Source organism: Candidatus Lariskella endosymbiont of Epinotia ramella, assembly GCF_964019805.1.
Lineage (GTDB): Bacteria > Pseudomonadota > Alphaproteobacteria > Rickettsiales > Midichloriaceae > Lariskella.
The window spans coordinates 1399542-1422255 of sequence record NZ_OZ026472.1 but is presented as its reverse complement, the minus strand read 5'-3'; the positions used below and the strand labels follow the sequence as shown (position 1 = coordinate 1422255).

The following is a 22714-nucleotide window of genomic DNA, read 5'->3' as shown; positions in this document are numbered from 1 at the left end:
TCGTGCAAAGACTTTTTTGCTACTTCAGCGCAAAGCGTGCAAAACAAACATCATTGATTGAAGTACGGGCAAAATTGAAAAGCATCAACATATCAGTAGAAAAATATTTGAGGATCTTATCTATAGGCCAATTCTTACTTATCAGCGCTTCTTTTTTATGCTTATTGTTCTCCTATGTTAATTCTGATTTTTCTGTATTGAACGTATTATATCACTCGAATAAAATACAGCCATTCTTATATAAAATAGCTGCAAGTTGGTCCAATCACGAAGGATCTATGCTTCTCTGGACACTAGTATTTAGTTTTTTCAGCTGTGCATTTGGAGTCATTCATAGAGGAAAGCTAGTTATCTCATTTCACATAATCAATGGCATATTTAGCGCTGCATTTTTATCGTTTGTAATATTATTCTCAAATCCATTTGAGAGAATATTTGCGCCAATCACAAGTGTTTTTGGACTCAATCCATTATTGCAAGATGTTGGAGTAGTGATGCATCCTCCTGCACTATACCTTGGTTACATAGGATTTTCAGTTGCGTATTCTGCAACACTTGGAGCACTTCTCACAAATAATATAGGAAGGTCTTGGGCTGTAATGATCAGGCCATGGGTTGTGATTTCATGGTCTATACTTACCATTGGCATCGCACTTGGCAGCTGGTGGGCATATAGAGAGCTCGGATGGGGCGGTTTCTGGTTCTGGGATCCTGTAGAAAACGCATCAATAATTCCTTGGATTCTTGGCACAGCTCTTTTGCATAGCCTTTTGCTATATATAAAAACAGAAAATGGTCGCAGTGCCTGCGTTATCCTTTCTATCCTTACATTTACTTTCAGTATGTTTGGCACATTTTTAGTGCGTTCAGGGCTCATTACTTCAGTGCACTCATTTGCAAGTGATCCATATCGCGGAATAATAATATTGACCTTCGTTGCATTATCAACAATAGCATCTTTTACAATATATGTACTGAAGTCTCAGGAGGAAAATAAACTAAAATCTCAACCTGAACTATTATCTCTTAGCGCTACTTTTGCCGTGCAAACTATTTTGCTGAGTGTAGCTGCATTTACCGTTATCCTTGGCACTCTATATCCACCTATCCTTGAAGCGATCATTGGGCGGAAGATTTCAGTAGGCGCTCCATATTTTAATATCATTTTTAATCCTCTGATTATTGCACTTATATATCTATGCTGCTTTTCTGTTTATGTAGGATGGCAAAATAATTCGATACGACTTTTAATGCAAAAACATTGGCCTTGTGCAAGCATTGCCATAGTTCTCTGCGCCGTAATGATGCTTGCGTTTAAAATCTCAAGTCCTTTAGTAATTGCAGCAATACTGGGCGGACTTTGGTTGATATTGACCATGCTAAAATTAGTGCTCTCAAGTATTTTATATAATACCAGAGATTCTAAGAGGTATAGCTCACCTGCGATGATATTAGCACACCTTGGAGCTGGAATAGTAGTGCTCTCTATTGCTCTTAACTCTTGGCTTCAAGAGGAAAAACAGGTAATGCTCAAAATGTATGAGCACATAGAGGTGAAAGGTTTTAAGGTAGTATTGAATGAGTTATCTTATAAAGAGCATAAGAATTATATTTCGAAAGCGGCAAGCTTTAATGTTTATGATAAATGGGATCATTTTATAGGCCAAGCCAATCCTGAAGTACGTATTTTCCCGATAGAGAAACAGCAAACCACTGAAGCTTCTATCATACATGGAATTTTTGCAGATATATATGTTACGATAGGAGATTTTATAGAGTTAAAACAAGCGCTCATTGTACAAGTTTATTATAGACCTATGATGGGCTGGATATGGTTTGGTAGTTTTTTGATGTTTTTAGGTGGAATTTATAGTGTCATCTCACAAATTGGAAAACACAGAGTTAGAAGACAAAATACTGCTGGCAAGTAATCTGCAGCGGAAGGGCAGCGATCCAAACGTCTCAGTTTATATATCGGCATCTGCAGGTACCGGCAAAACAAAAGTTTTGGTAGATCGAATATTGCGATTGCTTATGAGCGGCACTCACCCAAATAATTTGCTTTGTCTAACATTTACAAATGCTGCAGCAGATGAGCTTATTTCGAGACTTAAAAATAAACTTGCTCTATGGATGTCTTTAAATGATCTAGCAATCAAAGCAGAGTTACAAAATCTTACAGGACTAAAAAATATTGAGAATACAGATATATCATTTGCAAGACAGCTTTATGGCATATTTTTGGATAATATAGAGAATATCAAAATACAAACACTACATGCATTTTGCAATAAAGTGCTAACACTATGCCAAGTGCTCACTGATAATACAAACATACGAACCAGCTTAATTGATTCATTTCGAAAAAAGCAGCTGATCGAACAAGCTTACTTGAATGTGCTACAAAATGCGACAGCAGATTTTGCGCTGCAAATCAAAAAACTAGCCAACATTAGGGATCATGAGACACTTCTAAACTATGCATTAGAAGCAATTAATAAAATGGAGGTAGAGCATAATTCAAATAATGCTGGGTTTGATATATTCACTTTTTTTCATGCAGATAAAAGCAAGACATATGATGCGCTGCTGAAAAGTGAGGTTATAAGGCTCGCAGAGACAGGAAATATTCCAGCTGTCACGTTAAACACTTTATGTCATGTCGTAAAAAATAAAACAGATAAAAATCTAGTTGAAACACTGGAAATATGGCAACAAAGCGATTTAAAAGATAAAATCTCTATCTTTGATCAGTATATAAATGCTTTTTTAACATCTGAGAGAGTTCCAAGAAAAAAATTACTATCAAAAGAAGTAGGTGATAAATACCCTGAGATATTAGATGCCTTAACAAACGAACAAAGTCTTTTGTATCAAGTTTCTCAAAAACTTGAAAATCAAAAAGCAGCAGAGATCTCGTATGCAATGCAGTGTTTTACCATGGCTTTGAAAACTGAGATAGAGAAGCTAAAGACAAAACACGGTTATGCGGAATATGATGACTTACTCATTCAGACTTTTAATATACTGAGCGATAGCCTAGATAAACAGCATCTTCTTTATAAACTTGATTCTATGATAGATCATGTGCTAGTTGATGAAGCGCAAGACTTAAGCCCATTACAGTGGGATCTTATTAAATTACTCACAGAAGACTTTTTCTCAGGAGATGGAGCAAAAAGTACGAATCGTACAGTATTCATAGTTGGCGACTTCAAACAATCTATATTTGGCTTTCAAGGTGCTTCTCCAGAGATCTTTTGTGATATCAAAAAATTCTATAGAAAAAGCGCGCGCTTTGCACAAAAAAAATGGCTAGAGCTTGATATGAATATATCATTCCGCTCATCTAAAAAAGTCTTAAATTTAGTTGATAATTTCTTTAACGATTCTGGGCATAAAACCTCACTGGGCGCAAGCCGTGAAGAAAACATTATGCACTTGCCAAGTAGAGACGAAATCGGTGCTGTATATATGCTTCCGCTTCTTGAAGCTGTAGAAACTACAAAAAACGATAATGAGCACGAATGGGAAATACCAGATATTGAGCAGGAAGGCTTACAAAACAAGGAGGCTGTAGCCGCAAGAGCGCTTGCATCGCATATAAAAAATATTCTTAGCTACGATTCAACAAACCTAAAAGCTTCAGATATAATGGTTTTAGTCAGAAAACGTAGCGCATTAGAAGATCATCTCATTGCAGAACTAAAACGCCTTGGCATTTCATGTATAAGCAAGAGCATAAGAGCAAGAAATAGTTTAATAATTCAGGATCTACTATCTCTAGCAAAATTTATTGCTATGCCACATGATGATTTAAATCTTGCTTGCTTGCTGAAGAGCCCATTCTTCAGCATCTCAGAAGAAGATTTATTCAGCATCGCATATGCAAGAGGTGACAATAGTCTGCTTGATTCTATACGCCTTAGAAAACAGAACTTAGAAAGTTTATTAGATTATTTTTTTGATTCAATAAAAGATCGCTCTTTTTATGAATTCTACTCTCATATTTTATATGGATATAAATACTTAGAAAAATTTGTCTCAAGGTTTGGAGATCATGCCGCATCACCTATAGAAAAATTTTTAGATAAGGTCATGGAATATGAAGTCAGTGCAAGTGGTATAGGTATTGAACACTTTGTAGACTGGATGGTTCATACTTTTCAAGATTCTACTATATCTAACGACTCAGCCTTTGATACAAACTCAATAAGAATAATGACAATCCACGGAGCAAAAGGATTGCAGGCAAAAATTGTAATTCTAGCGGATGCAGCGCACTCTGAAAATGCTCCAAATGACTCACTTGCTTTATATAAAAACCATGTAATATATGGTCTTGCAGAGACTCAAAGTACTATATCAGATGCGATAAAACTAAAAAACAGGCTACTTAGAAATGAAGAGAATATGAGACTACTTTACGTTGCTCTAACAAGAGCTGAAGATAAGCTTTATATATTCGGCTTTAATAACAAAAATATTCAAGCAAGTTGGTATTCGTTGCTACATAATTATGCTCCTGCCCTTGAGAATACTATCACTTGTTCTGATATGATAGATGTGCGAAAAAATCTCAACATAAATGATGTAAAACACAGGAAAGTTGACGCAAAATTATACAATCATCAAACTGTGTTGCATAAGTTAGAGTATGACAACGCTGCAATTGTTCAAAATACACAATCACAAGCTTATATTTGGCAAATGCCAAAGCGACAAGAATTGACAAACACAGCAATTGAGCATAACAATCAATATAATGACGAAGCGTTACGCGGTATTGTTATACACAAAATACTTCAAAACCTTGAAAAAATAGAATCTGATAAATGGCAAAAGTATACAGAGCAATATATTAAAGGTTGTTATCAAATACATCACTTCTCTGCTGAACAAAAAAATGCAACTATAGCAATCATACTCAAAACCATAAAAAATTTTCATGAAATTATATCGTCATCAAATACTTTTGCAGAAATTTCCATTCTTGACTCATTTTCCGCCTCCAAGAAACTTATAAGAATTGATAAAATTATCGCTAAAGATAACGTTATTGAGATAGTAGAATTCAAGACTAATAATGTCCAACCCATAGAAGAACTGGGCCTTAGGTATTACTCTCAACTAGAAGGATATAAATCAATGATTCAGAAATATTTTAAAGAATATAGTATAAAACTTAGCATTCTATCATTATATTCGCAACAAATGATCGAGATCAATATTTTTAACATGCCTAACAAATAGTACTATCATATTTAAAAATATAATGTTATATCCTAATATTATGGCCTTTCGGTCTTTGTGATAAATTTTATATTTTTTAGGTACAGAAAAAATGATGAAAAACGTTCTGAGCGCTTTGGTTGTTGGTGCAGTAGCTCTTTCCTCTACGGCTTTTGCTGCTGACGCGAATCCTGCTGTTAATAAGGATTCTGACATGATGGCAAAGTGCCAAAAAACTGAGTATAAGAATACTAAAGAGTGCCAAGACTTCATGCAACAGCAAGGCAAGCCAGCTGATAAAGAAACAACAGATGCTGTGAAAAACTAACACTAGGCACTTCAGTTAGTTTAAACCGTTACAATGAAGAGCCTAGGATTATTTGGTCTAGGCTCTTTTGCCGTCTCTGATTCAAATAAACTGTTGCCTTATGCAGCTATGTTCGATTTCTTGATCAATAAACGCAAATGATAAATAATTAATGCTTTAATCAATTCGCTCAGACGAAACATATAGCAAAAACGATCTGCCTTATAAATAGCATTATTATGATATGATCTTGAATTATTCGTTTAAATTTGCTATACAACGGCTTCTTGCTAACTTTGTCACATTTTAAATGTTCGTAACCCATGAGCATTGTACCATACCTATTTTATAAAGGACTTTTCAGCTTTTAAGGAAATGTTAATGCGTTGTTTAGGATTTCTTCTCTCTTTTTTACTTTTATTTCTTAATTGTTTTAGCCACGGATACTGCGCTAATAGGCAGCGCGTTGTAGCAATTGTCAACGACGAGATAATCACCAGCCTTGATCTAGAAAGACGAGTCTATGCTATTATAAAAGTTGGTAATTTGCCGAATGATGATGAGTTCATACGTAATCTGTCAAAACAGATATTGAATTCGATGATTGAAGAGAAGTTAATAGAAGAAGATGCAAAGCGACTTGGAATTACAATATCTCAATCTGATATCGACAAAGCTATAGACCGACTTGCCCTTCAAATGAATGTTCCAAGGCTAAAGTTGCCAGAAATATTTAAATCTGAAGGAATTAATTTTCAAGCATATAAAGATAATATTAAGATACAGCTAATCTGGCACAATATACAAAGTCAACTTGCGGCACATGTTAGTGTCTCGGAAGAGGAAGTGAAAGGCGCAAGGCTTGCTTATGAGCGTATTAAAGCGCAAGCTGCTTCCTTTGCAAATACAAAAGTAAAATTAGCTGAAATTGTCATATATGTGCATGATAATGAAAAAACAGCTGAAAACGCGTTCAATATACTTAGTGAAATATCACAACAGAAGGATTCATCTAAAAATTTTGCAAACCTAGCAAGGTCTATTTCTCAAAGCAGCAGTAGTAGAGAAGATGGAGTGATCGGCTGGATAAGGATTGGGGACCTTGCGCCTGAGATACGCTCTGCAATCCAATATATTGAGCCTGGACAAATATCCTCGCCAATTATCTTAGAGGAAAGTATCATGATATTAAAGGTAATAGACAAACAAGCACCTCGCAATGTCCCAGCATCACAGATAGATAATACAAAAATTGATTCTGAAATTCGGGACATGCTAATGAATCGTAAGGCAGAACTGTATACTAGGAATTATATAAGCAAATTAAAGCAAAAAGCATTAATAGAAATTAAACAATAGTGTTAAATCCACTTTGCTTAGCCTTAGAACTACAAAAGAAGCCATAGGTTTTACAAAGTCTATCTAGCAAAATTGATTTGCTGCGCAAATAAATTTTTGCGGAAAATAAGTGTATAAAAGTACAAAAATTAGCATAAAGACGCGGCCTTGCGCTAGTTTTCGGATATATAATTTGTCCTGTATCTATCAAATACTACTTAACAAAATCCATAAGATTTTTGGTAATTTTGCCATTTTTTTCTCCAGGACTTTAGGTGCATCATAATTGCTTGCAGGCCAAGATAAATCATATGTTCCTTAGAGTTATGACGCAGGCGGCTATAAAAAAAGCAGAACTTCAAGTTTGTTCTTATCATATTTGATATATACCACAGATAAATGAAGAGTTGGTATTTAACTTATAAACATTACGAAGTTAGACTGCAAAAGAGCTAGGGAGAGTGCTGGGTGCATGTGTCTAAATACATAACGAGCGCTCCTTCAGGCGCTAGTTTTGAAAAGTATGATGAGTATATCTCTGATAAATAAAGCGCAAGGTAAAGTGCATTGCTTAATGGACGCAAAGTTAAAACATTTGCTTGCACGCGCTTTTAAAACGAGATCTATAGGAATTCGTTTTGCTATAGTATGTAAGGTGAGCTCCTAAATAATTTACATTTAATAGTCAGCTGAAAACGTATGACACAAGATGATTTAGTGACAATATATTGCGATGGCGCATGTTCTGGGAATCCTGGTCCTGGAGGTTGGGGAGTTGTTCTTTTGTTTGGCAAGCATAAAAAAGAGCTGTATGGTTACGAACAAAGTTCAACAAACAACAGAATGGAATTAACGGCCGCAATTATGGGCATTGCAGCCGTAAAGAAGCCTATGAAAATTGCAGTATATACAGATAGCATGTACTTAAGGCGTGGCATTACTGAATGGATCAAAAAGTGGAAGCATAATAATTGGAATAACGGTAAAGTGAAGAACAAAGATTTATGGGAACGTCTCGATTCACTTTGCTTAATGCATAAAATTACATGGCACTGGGTAGCAGGACATAGCGGAGATTACTATAATGAACTAGCAGACAGCCTCGCAAGGAGAGCTATACTACTGCAAAAGTAATACTAGAAAAGCAAACTTATAAAGCAAACACCTTAAATGTAGGCTTATATTTTTATTGACATGTTGCAATAATTTTTATAGGTTCACCTTTGGTGGTTTGGAGTATACCTCTAATAAATGGAGAGTTAGTATTTAACTTGCAACACATTGCGAAGTTAGACTTTAAAAAGAGCTAGGAAGAGCGCGAGCATGTGTATAAGGATACATAACGAGCGATTTGACTACGCCAATTTTGAAAAGTATGGCTAAGTGTATACGCTGTTTGATCATATCTACTTCATATGTGAAGTGAGTGCGGTTTATATTAACCTTACTCTATGCGAATCTTTCGCAAGAGCTTTTCCTGTTCACCTTGTTCCTCGGTAGCTCAGTGGCAGAGCAAGCGACTGTTAATCGCTTGGTCGCTGGTTCGAATCCAGCCCGGGGAGCCACTTTTAATCCTTGAGAATGCTATAGTGCAATCTCAAGAAAAACTAATTGTCAGAAGATTTTTCATACTAATATGGCTGTACCAAAAAGAAAAACGTCAAAAGGCAAGAGAAACCAGAGAAGGTCTCACCATGCTCTAAAGAAGATGAACATAGCATTTGATGCTACAACCGGAGAACCAAAGCTTTCTCATCATATTTCGTTGAAGGATGGGTACTATAATGGCAAGGTAATGCTAAAAAAAGCTAGCAAGACTAACACTAGCGCCGATGAAACTGACGCTGCTGTATAAATAAAGCATGTCGGCTTGACGCCGGTAACTTTTGTATTTAGACGTTCTTAAGTTTTTAGTTTTGTTGATTTTACTTTTACTTGTTTAGTATATTGTTTAATGTGTATAGTTGTTCAACACATTTGTCGTGGTAGTAATCATGAAATTTGGCTATCCTTTAATACAATAAAAATTTTAAAGTGTTTTCATGCTACTTGCAAAATTTTATTCAAGTACTTTGCTTTTGTTCTGCGTGAATGTCACAAGTGTTGCTGTGGTGTTTAAAACCAAATAGACTAAGAGAAGGTTGTTAGTTTTTACAGAAAGTTTTGGTTATATGTTTTAGCAGCATTCAATAGTCTGTCCGTCAAAAATTGATTTGCTTGCGCCAATAAATTTTTGTGGAAAGTTAAAGTTAAATGTACAAAAATTAGCTTTTAGGGGCGTCCCTGTGCTAATTTTTGGATGTATAATTTGTACGGTACCTAGCAAATACTACTTTCACAAAATCCATAAGGTTTGTAGCAATTCTACTATTTTTGCTGCGGGGCTTTCGGTGCATCGTAATTACTTGTAGTCAAGATAAATCTTGCGCTTCAAAGGTTATGATGCAATAACTAAATAAGTAAGCTAAAATCTCAACACTAGGTTGAAAAGAAAAACGAAAGAGAGTGGCATTTTTTATAGCTACCTGATTAGTGTATTGAAGGTTTTTATAATTTAATGCATAGTGAATATCCCTCTTTACCATAATTATTAGATGGAAAAAAACATTACCATTAGCGTTGATTTAATGGGCGGCGCTGGCGCTCCTAGAGTTGTACTTGAAGCAATCGCACTTACCTATTTTAAGCGTAGTGACCTACGCTTTATGCTATTTGGAGATGAGGTTGTAGTAAAACCCTTAATCGATGAACTAGGACTCCCACAAGATATTTTTTCGTTACATCATACCAACGGAGTGGTTTTGGACAACGATAAGCCTATTTATGCTCTAAAATATGGAAAAAATTCCAGTATGAGGATGTCTATTGAGGCGGTCAAGAGTGGAGAAGCATCAGCTTGTGTGTCTTGTGGCAATACAGGAGCGCTTATGGTAATGGCTAAGTCTGTACTTGGCACTCTGCAAGGTGTAAGGAGACCAGCTATAGCAGGCCTTTTCCCTCATCTATATGGCCGCTCAGTTATGCTGGATATGGGAGCAAATAATGAGTGCAATGAAGTTGTGCTATTTCAATTTGCTGTAATGGGTCTATGTTTCGCCAAGGTTCTCTTAAATGACTCTCCTTCCATAGCAATTTTAAACATTGGAAAAGAAGAAGTGAAAGGACGCGATCTAGAACAAAAAACTTCCGAATTGCTCAGAGAATCTGGCTTGAATTTTATAGGTTATATCGAGGGTGATGATATAACAAAAGGCAAAGCAGATGTAATAGTTACAGATGGTTTTTCAGGGAATTTAGTTTTAAAAGCATCAGAAGGCGCAGCACATATATTTCTTAACCTCATAAAACAAGCTTGTCACTCTGGCCTAACAGCAAAGCTTGGCGCTCTACTGTTAAAGAAATCTCTGAAAAAAAGCCTATCTTACCTAGACCCTAATATGAATAACGGTGCTATGTTTATAGGATTAAATGGTATAGTAATAAAAAGTCATGGCTCTGCAAATATTGAAGGTGTTTTGAACGCCATACTTACAGCATCAGAACTTGCAAAACGAAACATAAACGAAGCAATCTCTGCAGAACTAAATATATTGGAAGAGAATGGAATAGGGTTGAATTTTGTAGATAAAATTAAACATACGTCAGCTAAGATTTTAGGTCTCTAGTTCAAGATGAACTAAATATGTTATTTTTTAAAATCTTAACTTTAGTCCCAATCTTTAGAGACGGTTTGGCATACATGTTGAAACACTACATAATATTTAAGTAGTAATATTTCTCTATATCTACGGTTTTTAGTCTGTCCGTCAAAAATTGATTTGCTGCGCTAATTTTCGGATATATAATTTGTCCTGTTCCTAGCAAATACTACTTTCACAAAATCCATAAGATTTTTGGTAATTTTGCCACTTTTGCTGCTGGACTTTAGGTACATCATAATTGCTTGCAAGCCAAGATAAATCCTACGCTTCTTAGAGTTATGACGCAGGCGACTACTTAACTTAGCTGAAATATAAGAATGACTGCTTACATACAAAGAATACCATATTTCAAGACCACTTTGCTTCTATTTTTATTGTTTATGATAGCTCAGAACATAGCGCGCGCTAGCATGCTGTTTCAGTCTATTCATGATATTAATATCGAATTTTCTACTCTTCCTCATCTACTTGCTGTAAGCTTCATTTACGACTTAATTGCATTTTCATTCCTGCTTCCTATTATAGTAATATTTTTCTTCCTAACAAAACTTGGTAGCTATTCTATATGTAGGATTTTATTTTTCTTTATATATATATATATATTGCTGTTTACTACCATTGCAGAGTATTTATTCTGGGAAGAATTTGGCACTCGATTTAATTTTATAGCTGTTGATTATCTTGTTTATACACATGAGGTTATAGGCAACATATTAGAGTCTTATCCAGTTACAATGATTTTATCTGTAATTGGAATAATATGTGCTCTATTTGCTCTCCTCATTGAAAAGATATTCAAAATTATTACTAGACAAGAAAGTCAGCAATTAACTCATAGGAGTTGGTATACTCGCTCATCTATTGTGTTTTTCAGCTTCGCTTTGCCTGTAATTTGTTTCTTATTATCAAACAATAAGCTTTCAGATATTACTCAAAATAGATATATTAATGAGCTCTCTAAAAACGGATACTTTGAGCTCTTTTCAGCATTTAGAAATAATGATCTTCCTTATGAAGAATTCTACTTAACTGAGCAAGACGAGTATTTATTTCCTATTTTAAAAAATGAATTAATCACTAAGAATTCTGAATTTGCAGGAGATGGAATAAAAAGGACTGTAAAATCTATAGATGATGCAAGACTCTATAATGTTATATTAATAACAGTTGAAAGTTTAAGTGCAGAGTTTCTTAGTGGTTTTGGTAACACTAAAAATCTCACACCGAATCTTGATCTACTTACACATAAGTCGCTGTTTTTTAGTAATTTACATGCAACAGGAACCAGAACTGTATATGGACTTTCAGCAATAACCCTATCTATTCCACCATCACCTGGCAATTCTATAATTAGAAGACCAGGAAACGAAAATTTGATATCACTTGGCTCAATTTTGAACAGCAATGGCTATGAAAGCAGTTTTATATATGGTGGTTATGGTTATTTTGATAACATGAACTATTTTTTTGGGACAAATGGCTATAAAGTGGTAGACAGAGCGAATCTTAGTAGTAGTGAAATCACCTTTGCTAATATATGGGGTGTTTGTGACGAAGACTTATTTAATAAAGTAATAAAGGAAAGCAATAATTCTTATGCACGCTCTAAGCCTTTCTTTAATATGGTCATGACGACCTCGAATCATAGACCATTTACCTATCCAGATGGTAAGATAGATATTCCATCTGGATTTGGTAGAGAAGGCGGAGTAAAATACACTGATTATGCTATTGGGAAATTTCTATTAGATGCAAAAAAAGAGCCTTGGTTCGATAATACAATATTTGTGATAGTCGCAGACCATACAGCAAGTAGTGCAGGAAAAATGGAGCTGCAAAAAGAAAAATATCATATTCCTATGTGGATCTTTGCTCCAAAGATAGTTATGCAAGGTGAAATTACACAATTAATGAGTCAAATAGACATAGCGCCAACTATACTTGGAATACTAAACATTAGCTATACAGCTCCGTTTTACGGAAAGAATGCAATGAATGATAAAATAGAGCGTGCATTTATATCAAATTACCAAAAGTTAGGATATCTAACTAATAACTCATTATTGATACTAAAACCAGTAAAAGACCTTTCATTTTATAATCTGACAGAGTCTCATCATGAACCCGTCACCCCAGATTCCTCCACTTTAGATCTAGCAATTTCTTACTTTCAGTTAGCATCTAAATGGCAATATTTGCAGCGGTAAAATTGCTTCGCTTTCTATATATGAACTTTTTTATAATCTTTTGTGAAAATTATGTAAACTGGGCGGTAATGCACTCTTTAAAGTAAGCATAACATGCTAATAATTTAAAAATAAAATCTATTATTGCTCTGTTTAATAAAAATACAGTTATAAAAGTTTGGGAAAAAAATACTCGACTAAATAATCGCAAATTTTTCTTAGATTTATAGTTGCAATCTAAAGTTTGCTATGAGAGTATCAAGGGTAGTGAAATTTATTAATATATCTACATTATGGCAATCAATGACGTCTCCAGCATAAAACCAAAAGGCGATAGGTCTGCAATGGATGGTATGGAAGAACAGCTCACTGACAGAGAACACTCAAAGATCTCTGTTAAATTGGATAAAATGAAGCTTTTTATAGCTCTTTGCGTTATTTTGTTGATATCTGCTATTGCGGCCTATTTTTTTTATCAAAAGCGAAAAGCTAAGCTCGAAGAAATTGCAAAACAACAAGAAGTTGAAGCTGCAGCTCAAAATACTCCTATTTTTACAGACCTTGATGAGATGATAGTGAATCTTGACACTAGAGGCAAGGGTATTAATTTCTTAAAGTTAAAAATAACTCTAGAAGTACAAGACCAGCAAAGTCTTGCTGTCTTGAATAAGCTAATGCCTAAAGTCAAGGATGCATTTCAACTCTACCTGCGAGAACTAAGACCAAACGATTTGTATGGCTCTATCAGTCTTTATAGGCTCAGGGATGAGCTTCTTATACGAATAAACAAAATTTTATATCCCGCAAAAATCAACGATATTCTGTTTAAAGACGTATTAGTTCAATAAAAAATAGCGCTGATTTACGAAAATTCCCCTAAGTTTGTGATTTCAAGGATTTTATCGATATGGAACAAGCAAAGCATGATACACAAGAATCTTACGTGAAGCAAAAATCTGCTAAGGAAGATTCAGGTTACAGAGGAATAAAAGCACTACTCGATAAAAATAACAGATCGCTTGTGCGTCTACCAATGCTTGAAGCTGTGTATGAAAAGTTTGTGAAACTTGCAACTGCTTCATTGCGTTCATATATAGCTGGTGACCTTCACATAGAACATGAGAAAATGCGTGCTGTGAAGTTCGCAGATTACATACAAGAGATACCAACTCAGTCTGTTTTTGCAATATTTAAAATGGTTGAATTTGGTGATTTCGGTTTGATTTCCATCCACGGCGGACTGCTTTATCACATATTTGATATGCTACTTGGAGGACGGAAGTTAGATCCCTCTCCACCTGCAGATGGCAGAAGGCTCACTGCTATTGAATGTGATATGTCTAAACAAGTGTTAGCGATTCTCTTGGATTCTTTGAGTCTATCGTTTGAAATCGTGGCACCTCTTAAGTTTCAGCTTGAGCAGGTAGAAACTGACGCTAAGTTTGCAAGAATCATCAAACCAAGTGATATGGGCATCACTTTTAGCTTGCATTTCTATATACCACCCAGAGACGGCAGACTTGATATCCTGTTACCATACTCTGCACTTGAGCCAATACATAAATTGCTGACGCAACCATTTATTCATGAAAGAGTCTGGCATGATCCAGTATGGTTTAAGCACTTAGAGAAAAGTATTTGCAACGTTACAACTACACTACGTGTTGAACTGAAAAACTCTGACTCTAAAATGCAAGATCTTCTTAATATGCAAGTTGGTCATACTTTAATATTAGATAAATTTGCAGATGAAGAAGTAGATATCACCATCAATGGAATAAAAGTTACTAATGGTAAAATTGGTAAAGTTGGTGATAAGATAGCAGTGCAACTTGTAGATGATTTTGACATAAATAAGTTTAACAATATTGTATAGATAAAAATAAATATATGTTGCTCGATATAGTTGTAATACTGATGCTTTCTATGACAGTCGTTTTCTGTTGGCGGCTTAATAGAAAAATTGTTGAATTGAAGGATAGCAGAAAAGATCTGAAAAATCTTGTTCAAGCGCTCGATAACTCGATCATACAAACACATAAAAGCCTCGCATCGCTTAAAGAAGCTTCTTCTACAGCAGCATCTCAACTGGATGCACATACAAAGCTTTCCAAAGAATTGCTTAATGATTTATCATTTATGAATGGATCAGCATCAAAATTAGCAGATAGGCTAGAAAGCGCGATTTCAAGAGCAAAGATTGTTATTCAAGAAGATATCTTAGCTGAGGAGGAGCAAGCAGGACAGAAAATATCATCTACTTCTGGGAAGGTTAGTAATAAGGTGAGTACTAAAGAAGCAAAGAATGCTGAGAAACCCAAAAAAGCTACAAGCACTTCAAGAACAAAACGTACTGGAATAGCAAAAAAGGTTGCAGTAACACCTGGAACTGTTGTCTTACAACAAGAATTTGGGGAATAAGGACTTATGTTGAGGTTATTACCATATGTGATAGTGTCGCTTGTGTTATTTCTAGGCTCTAAACTGCTAGATGCTTTTGAATATACAGATGCACATGCCAATATTGTCCTACCTGCAGCTGTAACAGATGAACAGTCTAATAAAAAAGATAATGCTGAATTTCTGGATAAGAGTAATGAAGTCTCTTTAGCAGCTATAGATAATAATTTTTCTGATGTGCAAAAAATTGTTGAGGATATTGCTGTATCCTCAGAAACAACAGATAAGTCATCTACTGGTGAAAAAGCAGACAGCGCAAAAGATATAGTACAATCTAATGATAGCACTGCTGTTCTAAATGCTTCACAGCAAAAAGAGATATGTACTAGATTTACTGACTTCTCTCCCATAACTCTGGATATATTACAGGAATTAAAACAAAGAAGAGAAGAGCTTGAAAGTAGAGAGCAAGAATTTTTGCTTAGGTTAAATGCTCTCAATGTACTGAAGCAGGAATTAGAAACTAAAATTGTCACATTGACAAAACTAAAAACAAATCTTGAATCATCTCTACAGCAGTATGCTAATCATGAGAGAGAAAAGAATGCTAAGCTGGTTAAGATATATGAAAATATGAAACCATCTGATGCTGCGAAAATCTTTGATGATATGCAAACTGCTGTGCTTCTTGATGTTGTAGAACAAATGAAGGAAACCAGAATTGCCCCAATATTGGCATCTATGGATCCAGAAAAAGCTAAAGAATTAACTATCGGTTTAATTAATCGTAAAAAAATAGCAGTTAATTAGTACGTGCGCCAAAAAGTCTCGGAACAGCCATGAAATGGGGCTTGGAGTGCAAAAATAGCGCTTTTAATCCGTAAGAAAATGTTATAATAAATGCAAAAACTTTACGGATTTTATGAAAGCGGTGTTTGCGCGCGGCACAGGACCAATTAATATATCCAAAAATTAGCGCAATGCCATTCCGACCAATTGTGTATCTTGAGTTTATCTGCCATTGAAATACCAGCTTTGTTAGTTTATTTAGCTGATCTATTTAGCAGATAAACTCAAGGATATGCACTACGCATTACGCATTATGCAACAATGCCGTGCCGAGGCTTTGAGGCTAATTTTTGACGGACAGACTTAAAATGTAAGCACTAATAAAAGGCCGTGCCTACACAAAAAGTGCAATATCAACTCTTCATTTCGCTGATGTATATAGATCTGTAATATGTGATAACATTTTCAGCGCTTCATTCCTTGGTCTTTGAAAAGTATTTCTTCCTATTATAGAGCCATGACCTCCGCCACTGCAAATAGCATTTATATCATTGTATAGATCTTCAAGGCTTTTATGTACTCCACCTGAAAACACAACTATTCTCTTTCCTTGAAATGCACATTGCATTACATGTGCTACTCTCGCGTTTAGTGAATCAATTGTAATGCCATAGTCTTTATACGGAGAACTTATATCCATGCTAGAAAGCGTCGCAGCTGGTAATTTCACTTTGATTATATGAGCTCCAATAAGAGCTGCTATATGAGCTGCATATGCAACAACATCAACTGCAGTTTCGGAATTTTTTGAGATATCTTCTCCTCTTGGATATGACCAAATGACGGTTGGCAGACCATAATCTTTTGCGTTTGCCACCACTTTTGCTGCATCCTCCATCATTTTGTCTGCGTTTGCAGATCCAGGATATATAGTGAGGCCAACTGCAGCACATCCAAGACGCAATGCATCATGCACAGATGCTGTATAAGCTTGATCTGGAGCTAGAGACTTTGGAGTTAAAAGATTAGAACTATTTAATTTTAGGATCAGAGGAATTTTGTGAGCATAATTACTTGCAATAATCTCCATCATCCCAATTGGCGCTGCAAATGCGTTCAAATTTGCTGCAACAGCGAGCTCTACATGATAATAAGGATCATATGCCGCAGGATTCACAGCAAAACTCTTCGCAGGACCATGTTCAAAACCTTGATCTACTGGCAAGATTACAAGCTTGCCGCTTCCTGCAAGCTTTCCAGAAAACATAATACGCGCTAGATTCGCTTTAGTTCCTGGATTATCAGAAGTATAATTAGATAATACTCTATCTGCTAATGCACTCATATAAATAACTACCAACCAAAAAATAACGCTAATTTCTTAAATACTTGAATTGCATAATATACATGTTTCGTCAATCGATTTTGATGTTTAGAACTTTTTTAAACAGACATACTTGTCATACTTTTCAAGATTAGCATCGTCAAAATGCTCTAATTCAATATTTTTCTTCTCATTTGAAGCATCAATATAACTATCAAGCCTGTAACAAACTTCAGGTCAGATGGTTCGAGCCCAAGGATCAAGACAATTACCTGAATTTGTTGGTATATTAAACCGCCAATGACTGGAGCAATTATTATACTTAACACTCCATTTTGCTTTATAATACTTTGCCCTATCATCATTGCAGCCAAGGCATTTATTATAATGCCAACCCCCATACCTATATCGGCATAGCCTTGTAGTTGCACAGCTAATGCGCCAGCAAGTGCAATAAGTAAATTGGCAATGAAGAAACAAAGTGCAATATAGCGCTCCATTATAATTCCTTGTAATGCAGCAAGAGTTTGATTTAAGCCCACTGCACGCATTCTGATACCATATTCTGTAAAGAGGAAGCGGTATAAGATAAGTGCAGCTGCAAAACAAATAACGAATATTATTGCGTTCTGACTCCATATGTTATGGAATGCACCATTGAACATATTACTAACATTAAACACTCCTATATTAGGTTTGCTCATTAGTCTTAAGTTGATGCTATATGTCATTGTACTTACTATAATGCCAGCTAGCAGACTATTTAGCTGTAGTCTAGAATATAGAAGCGAAGTACATATACCAAGGGTTCCACCAGCCATTGTTCCTAAGAGAGTTGCAGAGAAAAAATTAGCTCCATTAAGTAGCATGATTCCACATAAGACAGCACCAATGGTATATGAACCTTCTGCTGTAAGATCTGGCAAATTTAAAATTTTAAATGGCAGCATTACGCCAAGCGCAATTATCCCAAGCAGCATCCCTTGTTGAATGCCAACTGTAGCTAAATCTATAAAACCAGAAAAACTTATCATTGTACCATGCCACTAGAATCAAATGTAAATTCCATATCTTTCCATATATCATACTGATCTTTATATAGACCTGGGAAAGGAGAGGCGTCACGCACTGCACGCATTGCACTTTCTAAAAATGCTTGGTAATTCTTGTTTCTTGTTCCGGCATCTGCAAATGTCTTCACAGTAATTACCTCTCCTTTTGCATTCAGTGAAACGATGACTCTAACTCTCATAACATCATTTGCTCCAGCGCCGCCACTAAATGGTGCAACATACCAAAATTTTTGCACATGCGATCTGATTGCTGCTTCTTGACTTGCAGTCATAGGGCGTTGCTTGTCGTATTTCTTTTGTGAATATGACTTAATAGCTTGATTGACTTCTTCTATGTCATCATAGATATTTTTTGGTTTCTTTTTAGTAGTAGAAGATTTTAAAGACTTAAGAACACTATTAGACCATTCATCCTCAGATTTCTTTTTTTCGTTCTTTTTATCTACCTTTGATATAGGTTTTGTAGGGCTTTTTTGTTCTACAGGTTTTGGTTCTTTAGGTTTCTGTTCTGCGGGCGTTTGCTCTATAGGTTTTGGCTCAACTTTTTTTTCTGTGTTAGGCATGTTCTCCTTTGGCAAGTCTATTTCTTTAGGCGTTTGCTCAATATCTTTTGTTTTTTCTTGCTTAGTGGGATCAATATTTTTATCTTTGGTAGGTTGTTTTAGCTCTTCAATAGGTTCTTTTGAGTTGCTAGTAGTCCTATTCACAGTATCTTGCTTAGCTTCAATAGTCTCTGGTTGTTCGGGTTGCTCCTGCTCTTTGGGTTCTTTTGGTTGTTCTGTTTTTACCTGTTGAGGTTTATTTGGAAGATTTAAGTCTCGACTCGCATCTAGAATATCTAGTATAATCGCTTTCTCTTGTGGCAATTCCTCAGGAGAGCTTGGGAAATGCATCAACATAAAAAGCCCAAGACACAAGTGTAGTACGATTGAGTAAACAAAACTAGTGCTCATTTGTGTTGCTTGGAATTATTGCTATTTTTATTTTTTGAGTTATTTGTAGAAACCGTACTAACTAAAACAACATTCTGAATTCCTGCTGACCGCAAGTTGTGAAAAACCTCAACTATCTTGCCATAGGTTGCGTCACAATCGCCACGTATGAAAATCCTTATATCGTTTTTTTCTCCAGTTATAGCCTTAATTTTGACTGCCAAATCGGAAACAGACACGGCGCTCTCCTGTAGATATACTACTCCTTTCTTATCAACAGTAACGGCTAGCGGCTCATCTTGTCCTGAAACAGGATTTGCGCTATGTGAAGGTAAATTAACATCTACACCTGAAACCAACATGGGTGATGTTACCATAAACACTATAAGTAGAACTAACATTACATCAACAAACGGAGTGATATTTATCTCACTACTGAGCCCATATTTTCTACTAGAATTTCTTCTATTCAAGATGCGAGGAGTAATAGCCATCAGTGCTTATCTAGATCTCTAAATATTATATTACTTAACTCTATCATGAAATTCTCAGCTCTGCCGCTTAAACTTCCTATTTCTTGTGAAAACTTATTGTAAAAAATCGCAGCGGGTATTGCTACAATAAATCCGCAAGCTGTAGCAAGTAGTGCTTCTGCAATACCAGGTGCTACAACAGCAAGAGTAGTATTCTTAGAAGCAGCTATAGATTGGAAGCTATGCATAATACCCCAAACTGTTCCAAATAGTCCTATAAACGGGCTGCTACTAGCGGCAGTTGCTAAAAATCCTATATTAGATTCTCTCTCTGCAATTGCCTTATTACAAGCAACCTGCATTGCATTGTTTATTCTAATATAAATCGATTCCTTATTTTTTATGGGGAAGTTATTTATGCCCTCTGTTGCATTTAACTCCTGCATTGCAGCTATTAAAATGCGCGAAAATGGGTTAGAATCACGCTTTGAAATTAGATTTTTAAATAACATATCTAGAGATTTCCCGGACCAAAACTCCTTTTCAAACGCTTTCATTGCCACTTTCATCCTGAAAAATTCTACATTCTTGTCAATGATAATTGCCCAGCTACAAACGGACGCAATCAAAAGCAATATCATTACCGCCTTCACCACAATATCAGCTTGCATGAATAGCTCAAAGAATGAAACGGCATCATACTTTTCAACCAAAGGTGCAACATTCTGCACAATATCATTCATAGAGGAGGCTCCAAATACACCAAAAATTAATAGTATTAACAGAAAAATAACACAAATTATCAGCGTATTTTGCGTATGTTACAATTCAGTTATAAGCAAGATTTCTATCAGCATTTTTTAGAAGAAGCAATAATCTTTACGTATAGAAAGATTCCCCGCAGCCACAGCGTCCCTTTTCATTAGGATTAATAAAAACGAAACCAGATCTTGTTTTTTCGTCTTTGTAATCCAACTGTGTGCCAAGAAGATATAAAACAGCCTTTGGTTCTATAAAAACAGTCACGTCATTTTCTGTTACTTCTTCAGCAAGGGCCGGTTTAACGTCGGCATATTCGAAAGTATATGCAAGACCTGAGCAGCCACCTGATTTGACTCCTACTTTAATCCCAAGGGCAGGAGACTTTCGCTTTTCCATTAGGTACTTAATCCTAGAAACAGCAGCTTCAGTCAATGTTATTATCGCTTTTTTAGAATCAGTTCTCATATGATGTAAATCTAAACTATATGTTTGCAACATCTTTTTGTTTTTCATAATCTGCTATAGCAGACCTAATTGCTTCTTCTGCAAGTACAGAGCAGTGAATCTTCACAGGTGGAAGTGACAGCTCTTCAACAATTGCTGTATTCTTTATTTTTCTTGCTTCTTCAAGTGTTTTGCCTTTAATCCATTCAGTAGCTACCGAGCTAGACGCTATAGCAGAAACACACCCAAATGTCTTAAACACTGCATCCTCTATTATATTAGTCGTTGGATTGACTTTAATTTGTAGCTTCATCACATCTCCGCATGAAGGTGCGCCAACAAGACCAGTTCCCACATTTTTCTCCCCTTTTGGAAAAGAACCAACGTTTTTAGGATCTTCATATATGTCTATAACTTTTTTGCTGTAAGCCATTTGAAAATCTCCATTATTTCCTAAAATTTTTTCTATTCACTATTGTATCACTTTAAACTCAAATAGCACTATATGTATGTTTAATTATGCAAAAACTAATGAATCGCCCAATTAATTTGGTTTATATCTATTCCTTCTTGCAACATATCCCAAAGAGGGCTAAGTGCTCTTAAGCGCTCTACTGCTTTTGCGATTAATGAGATGGCATAATCCACTTCCTCTTCCTTTGTAAATCTTCCTATTCCAAATCTTAAGGAAGTGTGCGCGAGATCATCTCCCACTCCTAAAGAACGTAAAACATAAGACGGTTCAAGCGATGATGAAGTACAGGCAGAGCCTGAAGAAACTGCTATGTCTTTAATAGCTGCAATCATTGATTCTCCCTCTATGGCAGCAAAGCTAATATTGATGCAGCCTGGGTATCTATTTAATCTATCGCCATTCAAATAAGTCTCTGGGATTTTGAGTATTGCATCTATGAATTTATCGCTTAAACGTTTAATTCTTATACGCTCCTCTTCCATATCTGCCTTAGCGTACCTTGCCGCAGCGCCAAGTCCAACAACTAAGGGTGTAGGTAGGGTTCCTGATCGCATTCCTCTTTCTTGTCCACCGCCACTTATTAATGCAGATAGCCTAACTCTTGGTCTCCTGCTAACATAGAGCGCGCCAATACCTTTTGGACCATATATTTTGTGTCCAGATATACTAAGAAGATCTATCTTCATTTCTTGCACATCTATTGGGATTTTCCCAAATGCTTGTGCAGCATCTGTGTGAAAAAATATACCATGTTTCCTACAAATTTCCCCTATCTCTTTAAGGGGTTGAATTACACCAATCTCATTGTTGACAGACATGACGGAAACTAAAATTGTCTTATCTGTTATTGCATCTTCCAAGTTCTTAAGATCTAGTACGCCATTTCTTTTGACATGCAGATAAGTTACCCTAAAACCCTCTTGTTCTAGATAACGACACGTATCAAGTACGCATTTATGTTCTGTTACAACAGTAATTATATGATTTTTAGATTCTTTATAAAAATGTGCAACTCCTTTTAATGCAAGGTTATTTGCTTCAGTTGCTCCTGAGGTAAACACTATACTTTTTGAATCGGTTCCAATTAATTCAGCAACACTGTTTCTAGCCTCTTCAACAGCGGATTCTGCTTCCCATCCAAATTTGTGAGTCCTGGAATGTGGATTGCCAAATTTTTCACTAAAATAGGGCAGCATCTCATCCAGCACTCTCTTGTCAACAGGAGTAGTTGCTTGGTAATCCATGTAAACAGGCAATCTAACGCTATACATACCAATC

At 35.7% G+C, this 22714-nt stretch carries 20 protein-coding genes and 1 tRNA gene; 13 read left to right on the top strand and 8 right to left on the bottom strand.

Features of this window, described 5'->3' with window-relative positions:
- Nucleotides 1–164: 164 nt before the first annotated feature.
- From AACL20_RS06120 to AACL20_RS06060, 13 genes are all read left to right on the top strand, one after another.
- Nucleotides 165–1931 carry a heme lyase CcmF/NrfE family subunit gene (locus AACL20_RS06120; RefSeq protein ID WP_339052042.1) on the top strand — a complete coding sequence of 589 codons (1767 nt, stop codon included), beginning with the start codon at nucleotides 165–167 and terminating at the stop codon, nucleotides 1929–1931.
- Complete coding sequence (locus AACL20_RS06115; protein WP_339052041.1) at nucleotides 1873–5253, top strand: UvrD-helicase domain-containing protein; 3381 nt, start codon at nucleotides 1873–1875, stop codon at nucleotides 5251–5253. Before AACL20_RS06120 ends, AACL20_RS06115 begins: the two co-directional genes overlap by 59 nt.
- Before the next feature lie 91 nt (nucleotides 5254–5344).
- Nucleotides 5345–5560 (top strand): hypothetical protein, encoded by a 216-nt coding sequence (locus AACL20_RS06110; RefSeq protein WP_339041037.1) that lies wholly within the window; start codon nucleotides 5345–5347, stop codon nucleotides 5558–5560.
- 354 nt (nucleotides 5561–5914) lie between these two features.
- Complete coding sequence (locus tag AACL20_RS06105; protein WP_339052040.1) at nucleotides 5915–6898, top strand: peptidylprolyl isomerase; 984 nt, start codon at nucleotides 5915–5917, stop codon at nucleotides 6896–6898.
- Between the two features lie 678 nt (nucleotides 6899–7576).
- On the top strand, nucleotides 7577–8011 hold the full coding sequence (gene rnhA, locus AACL20_RS06100) for a ribonuclease HI (protein WP_339052039.1): 435 nt from the start codon (nucleotides 7577–7579) through the stop codon (nucleotides 8009–8011).
- Between the two features lie 356 nt (nucleotides 8012–8367).
- Nucleotides 8368–8442, top strand: a tRNA-Asn gene (locus tag AACL20_RS06095).
- Between the two features lie 71 nt (nucleotides 8443–8513).
- A complete protein-coding gene (rpmF, locus tag AACL20_RS06090) occupies nucleotides 8514–8732 on the top strand; it encodes a 50S ribosomal protein L32 (protein WP_339041030.1) in 219 nt (72 codons plus the stop codon).
- 739 nt (nucleotides 8733–9471) lie between these two features.
- Nucleotides 9472–10542: a phosphate acyltransferase PlsX gene (gene plsX, locus AACL20_RS06085; protein ID WP_339052038.1), complete on the top strand. Its 1071-nt coding sequence runs from the start codon at nucleotides 9472–9474 to the stop codon at nucleotides 10540–10542.
- 416 nt (nucleotides 10543–10958) lie between these two features.
- On the top strand, nucleotides 10959–12785 hold the full coding sequence (locus AACL20_RS06080; protein WP_339052037.1) for an LTA synthase family protein: 1827 nt from the start codon (nucleotides 10959–10961) through the stop codon (nucleotides 12783–12785).
- A 272-nt stretch (nucleotides 12786–13057) separates the two neighbouring features.
- Nucleotides 13058–13612, top strand: coding sequence for a flagellar basal body-associated FliL family protein (locus AACL20_RS06075; protein WP_339052036.1), 555 nt, complete (start codon nucleotides 13058–13060; stop codon nucleotides 13610–13612).
- Between the two features lie 59 nt (nucleotides 13613–13671).
- Nucleotides 13672–14640, top strand: a complete 969-nt coding sequence (locus AACL20_RS06070) for a FliM/FliN family flagellar motor switch protein (RefSeq protein WP_339052035.1) — start codon at nucleotides 13672–13674, stop codon at nucleotides 14638–14640.
- Nucleotides 14641–14690: 50 nt separating this feature from the next.
- Nucleotides 14691–15185, top strand: coding sequence for a DUF6468 domain-containing protein (locus tag AACL20_RS06065; RefSeq protein WP_339052034.1), 495 nt, complete (start codon nucleotides 14691–14693; stop codon nucleotides 15183–15185).
- A 6-nt stretch (nucleotides 15186–15191) separates the two neighbouring features.
- Nucleotides 15192–15974 (top strand): MotE family protein, encoded by a 783-nt coding sequence (locus AACL20_RS06060; protein ID WP_339052033.1) that lies wholly within the window; start codon nucleotides 15192–15194, stop codon nucleotides 15972–15974.
- A gap of 400 nt (nucleotides 15975–16374) precedes the next feature.
- On the opposite strand, the gene AACL20_RS06055 is transcribed toward AACL20_RS06060, so the two are convergent.
- From AACL20_RS06055 to AACL20_RS06020, 8 genes are all read right to left on the bottom strand, one after another.
- Nucleotides 16375–17298 (bottom strand): class I fructose-bisphosphate aldolase, encoded by a 924-nt coding sequence (locus AACL20_RS06055; protein ID WP_339052032.1) that lies wholly within the window; start codon nucleotides 17296–17298, stop codon nucleotides 16375–16377.
- A 149-nt stretch (nucleotides 17299–17447) separates the two neighbouring features.
- On the bottom strand, nucleotides 17448–18311 hold the full coding sequence (locus AACL20_RS06050; RefSeq protein ID WP_339052031.1) for an ABC transporter permease subunit: 864 nt from the start codon (nucleotides 18309–18311) through the stop codon (nucleotides 17448–17450).
- A complete protein-coding gene (locus AACL20_RS06045; protein WP_339052030.1) occupies nucleotides 18308–19249 on the bottom strand; it encodes a hypothetical protein in 942 nt (313 codons plus the stop codon). Before AACL20_RS06045 ends, AACL20_RS06050 begins: the two co-directional genes overlap by 4 nt.
- 50 nt (nucleotides 19250–19299) lie before the next feature.
- Entirely contained in the window at nucleotides 19300–19776 is a 477-nt protein-coding gene (locus tag AACL20_RS06040; RefSeq protein WP_339052029.1) for a biopolymer transporter ExbD, read from the bottom strand.
- Nucleotides 19776–20498, bottom strand: coding sequence for a protein TolQ (gene tolQ, locus AACL20_RS06035; protein ID WP_339052028.1), 723 nt, complete (start codon nucleotides 20496–20498; stop codon nucleotides 19776–19778). Before tolQ ends, AACL20_RS06040 begins: the two co-directional genes overlap by 1 nt.
- 136 nt (nucleotides 20499–20634) lie before the next feature.
- Nucleotides 20635–20982 (bottom strand): iron-sulfur cluster assembly accessory protein, encoded by a 348-nt coding sequence (locus AACL20_RS06030; protein WP_339052697.1) that lies wholly within the window; start codon nucleotides 20980–20982, stop codon nucleotides 20635–20637.
- Nucleotides 20983–20998: 16 nt separating this feature from the next.
- Entirely contained in the window at nucleotides 20999–21394 is a 396-nt protein-coding gene (iscU, locus tag AACL20_RS06025) for a Fe-S cluster assembly scaffold IscU (protein WP_339052027.1), read from the bottom strand.
- A gap of 95 nt (nucleotides 21395–21489) precedes the next feature.
- Nucleotides 21490–22707 (bottom strand): IscS subfamily cysteine desulfurase, encoded by a 1218-nt coding sequence (locus tag AACL20_RS06020; protein WP_339052026.1) that lies wholly within the window; start codon nucleotides 22705–22707, stop codon nucleotides 21490–21492.
- Nucleotides 22708–22714: the final 7 nt, after the last annotated feature.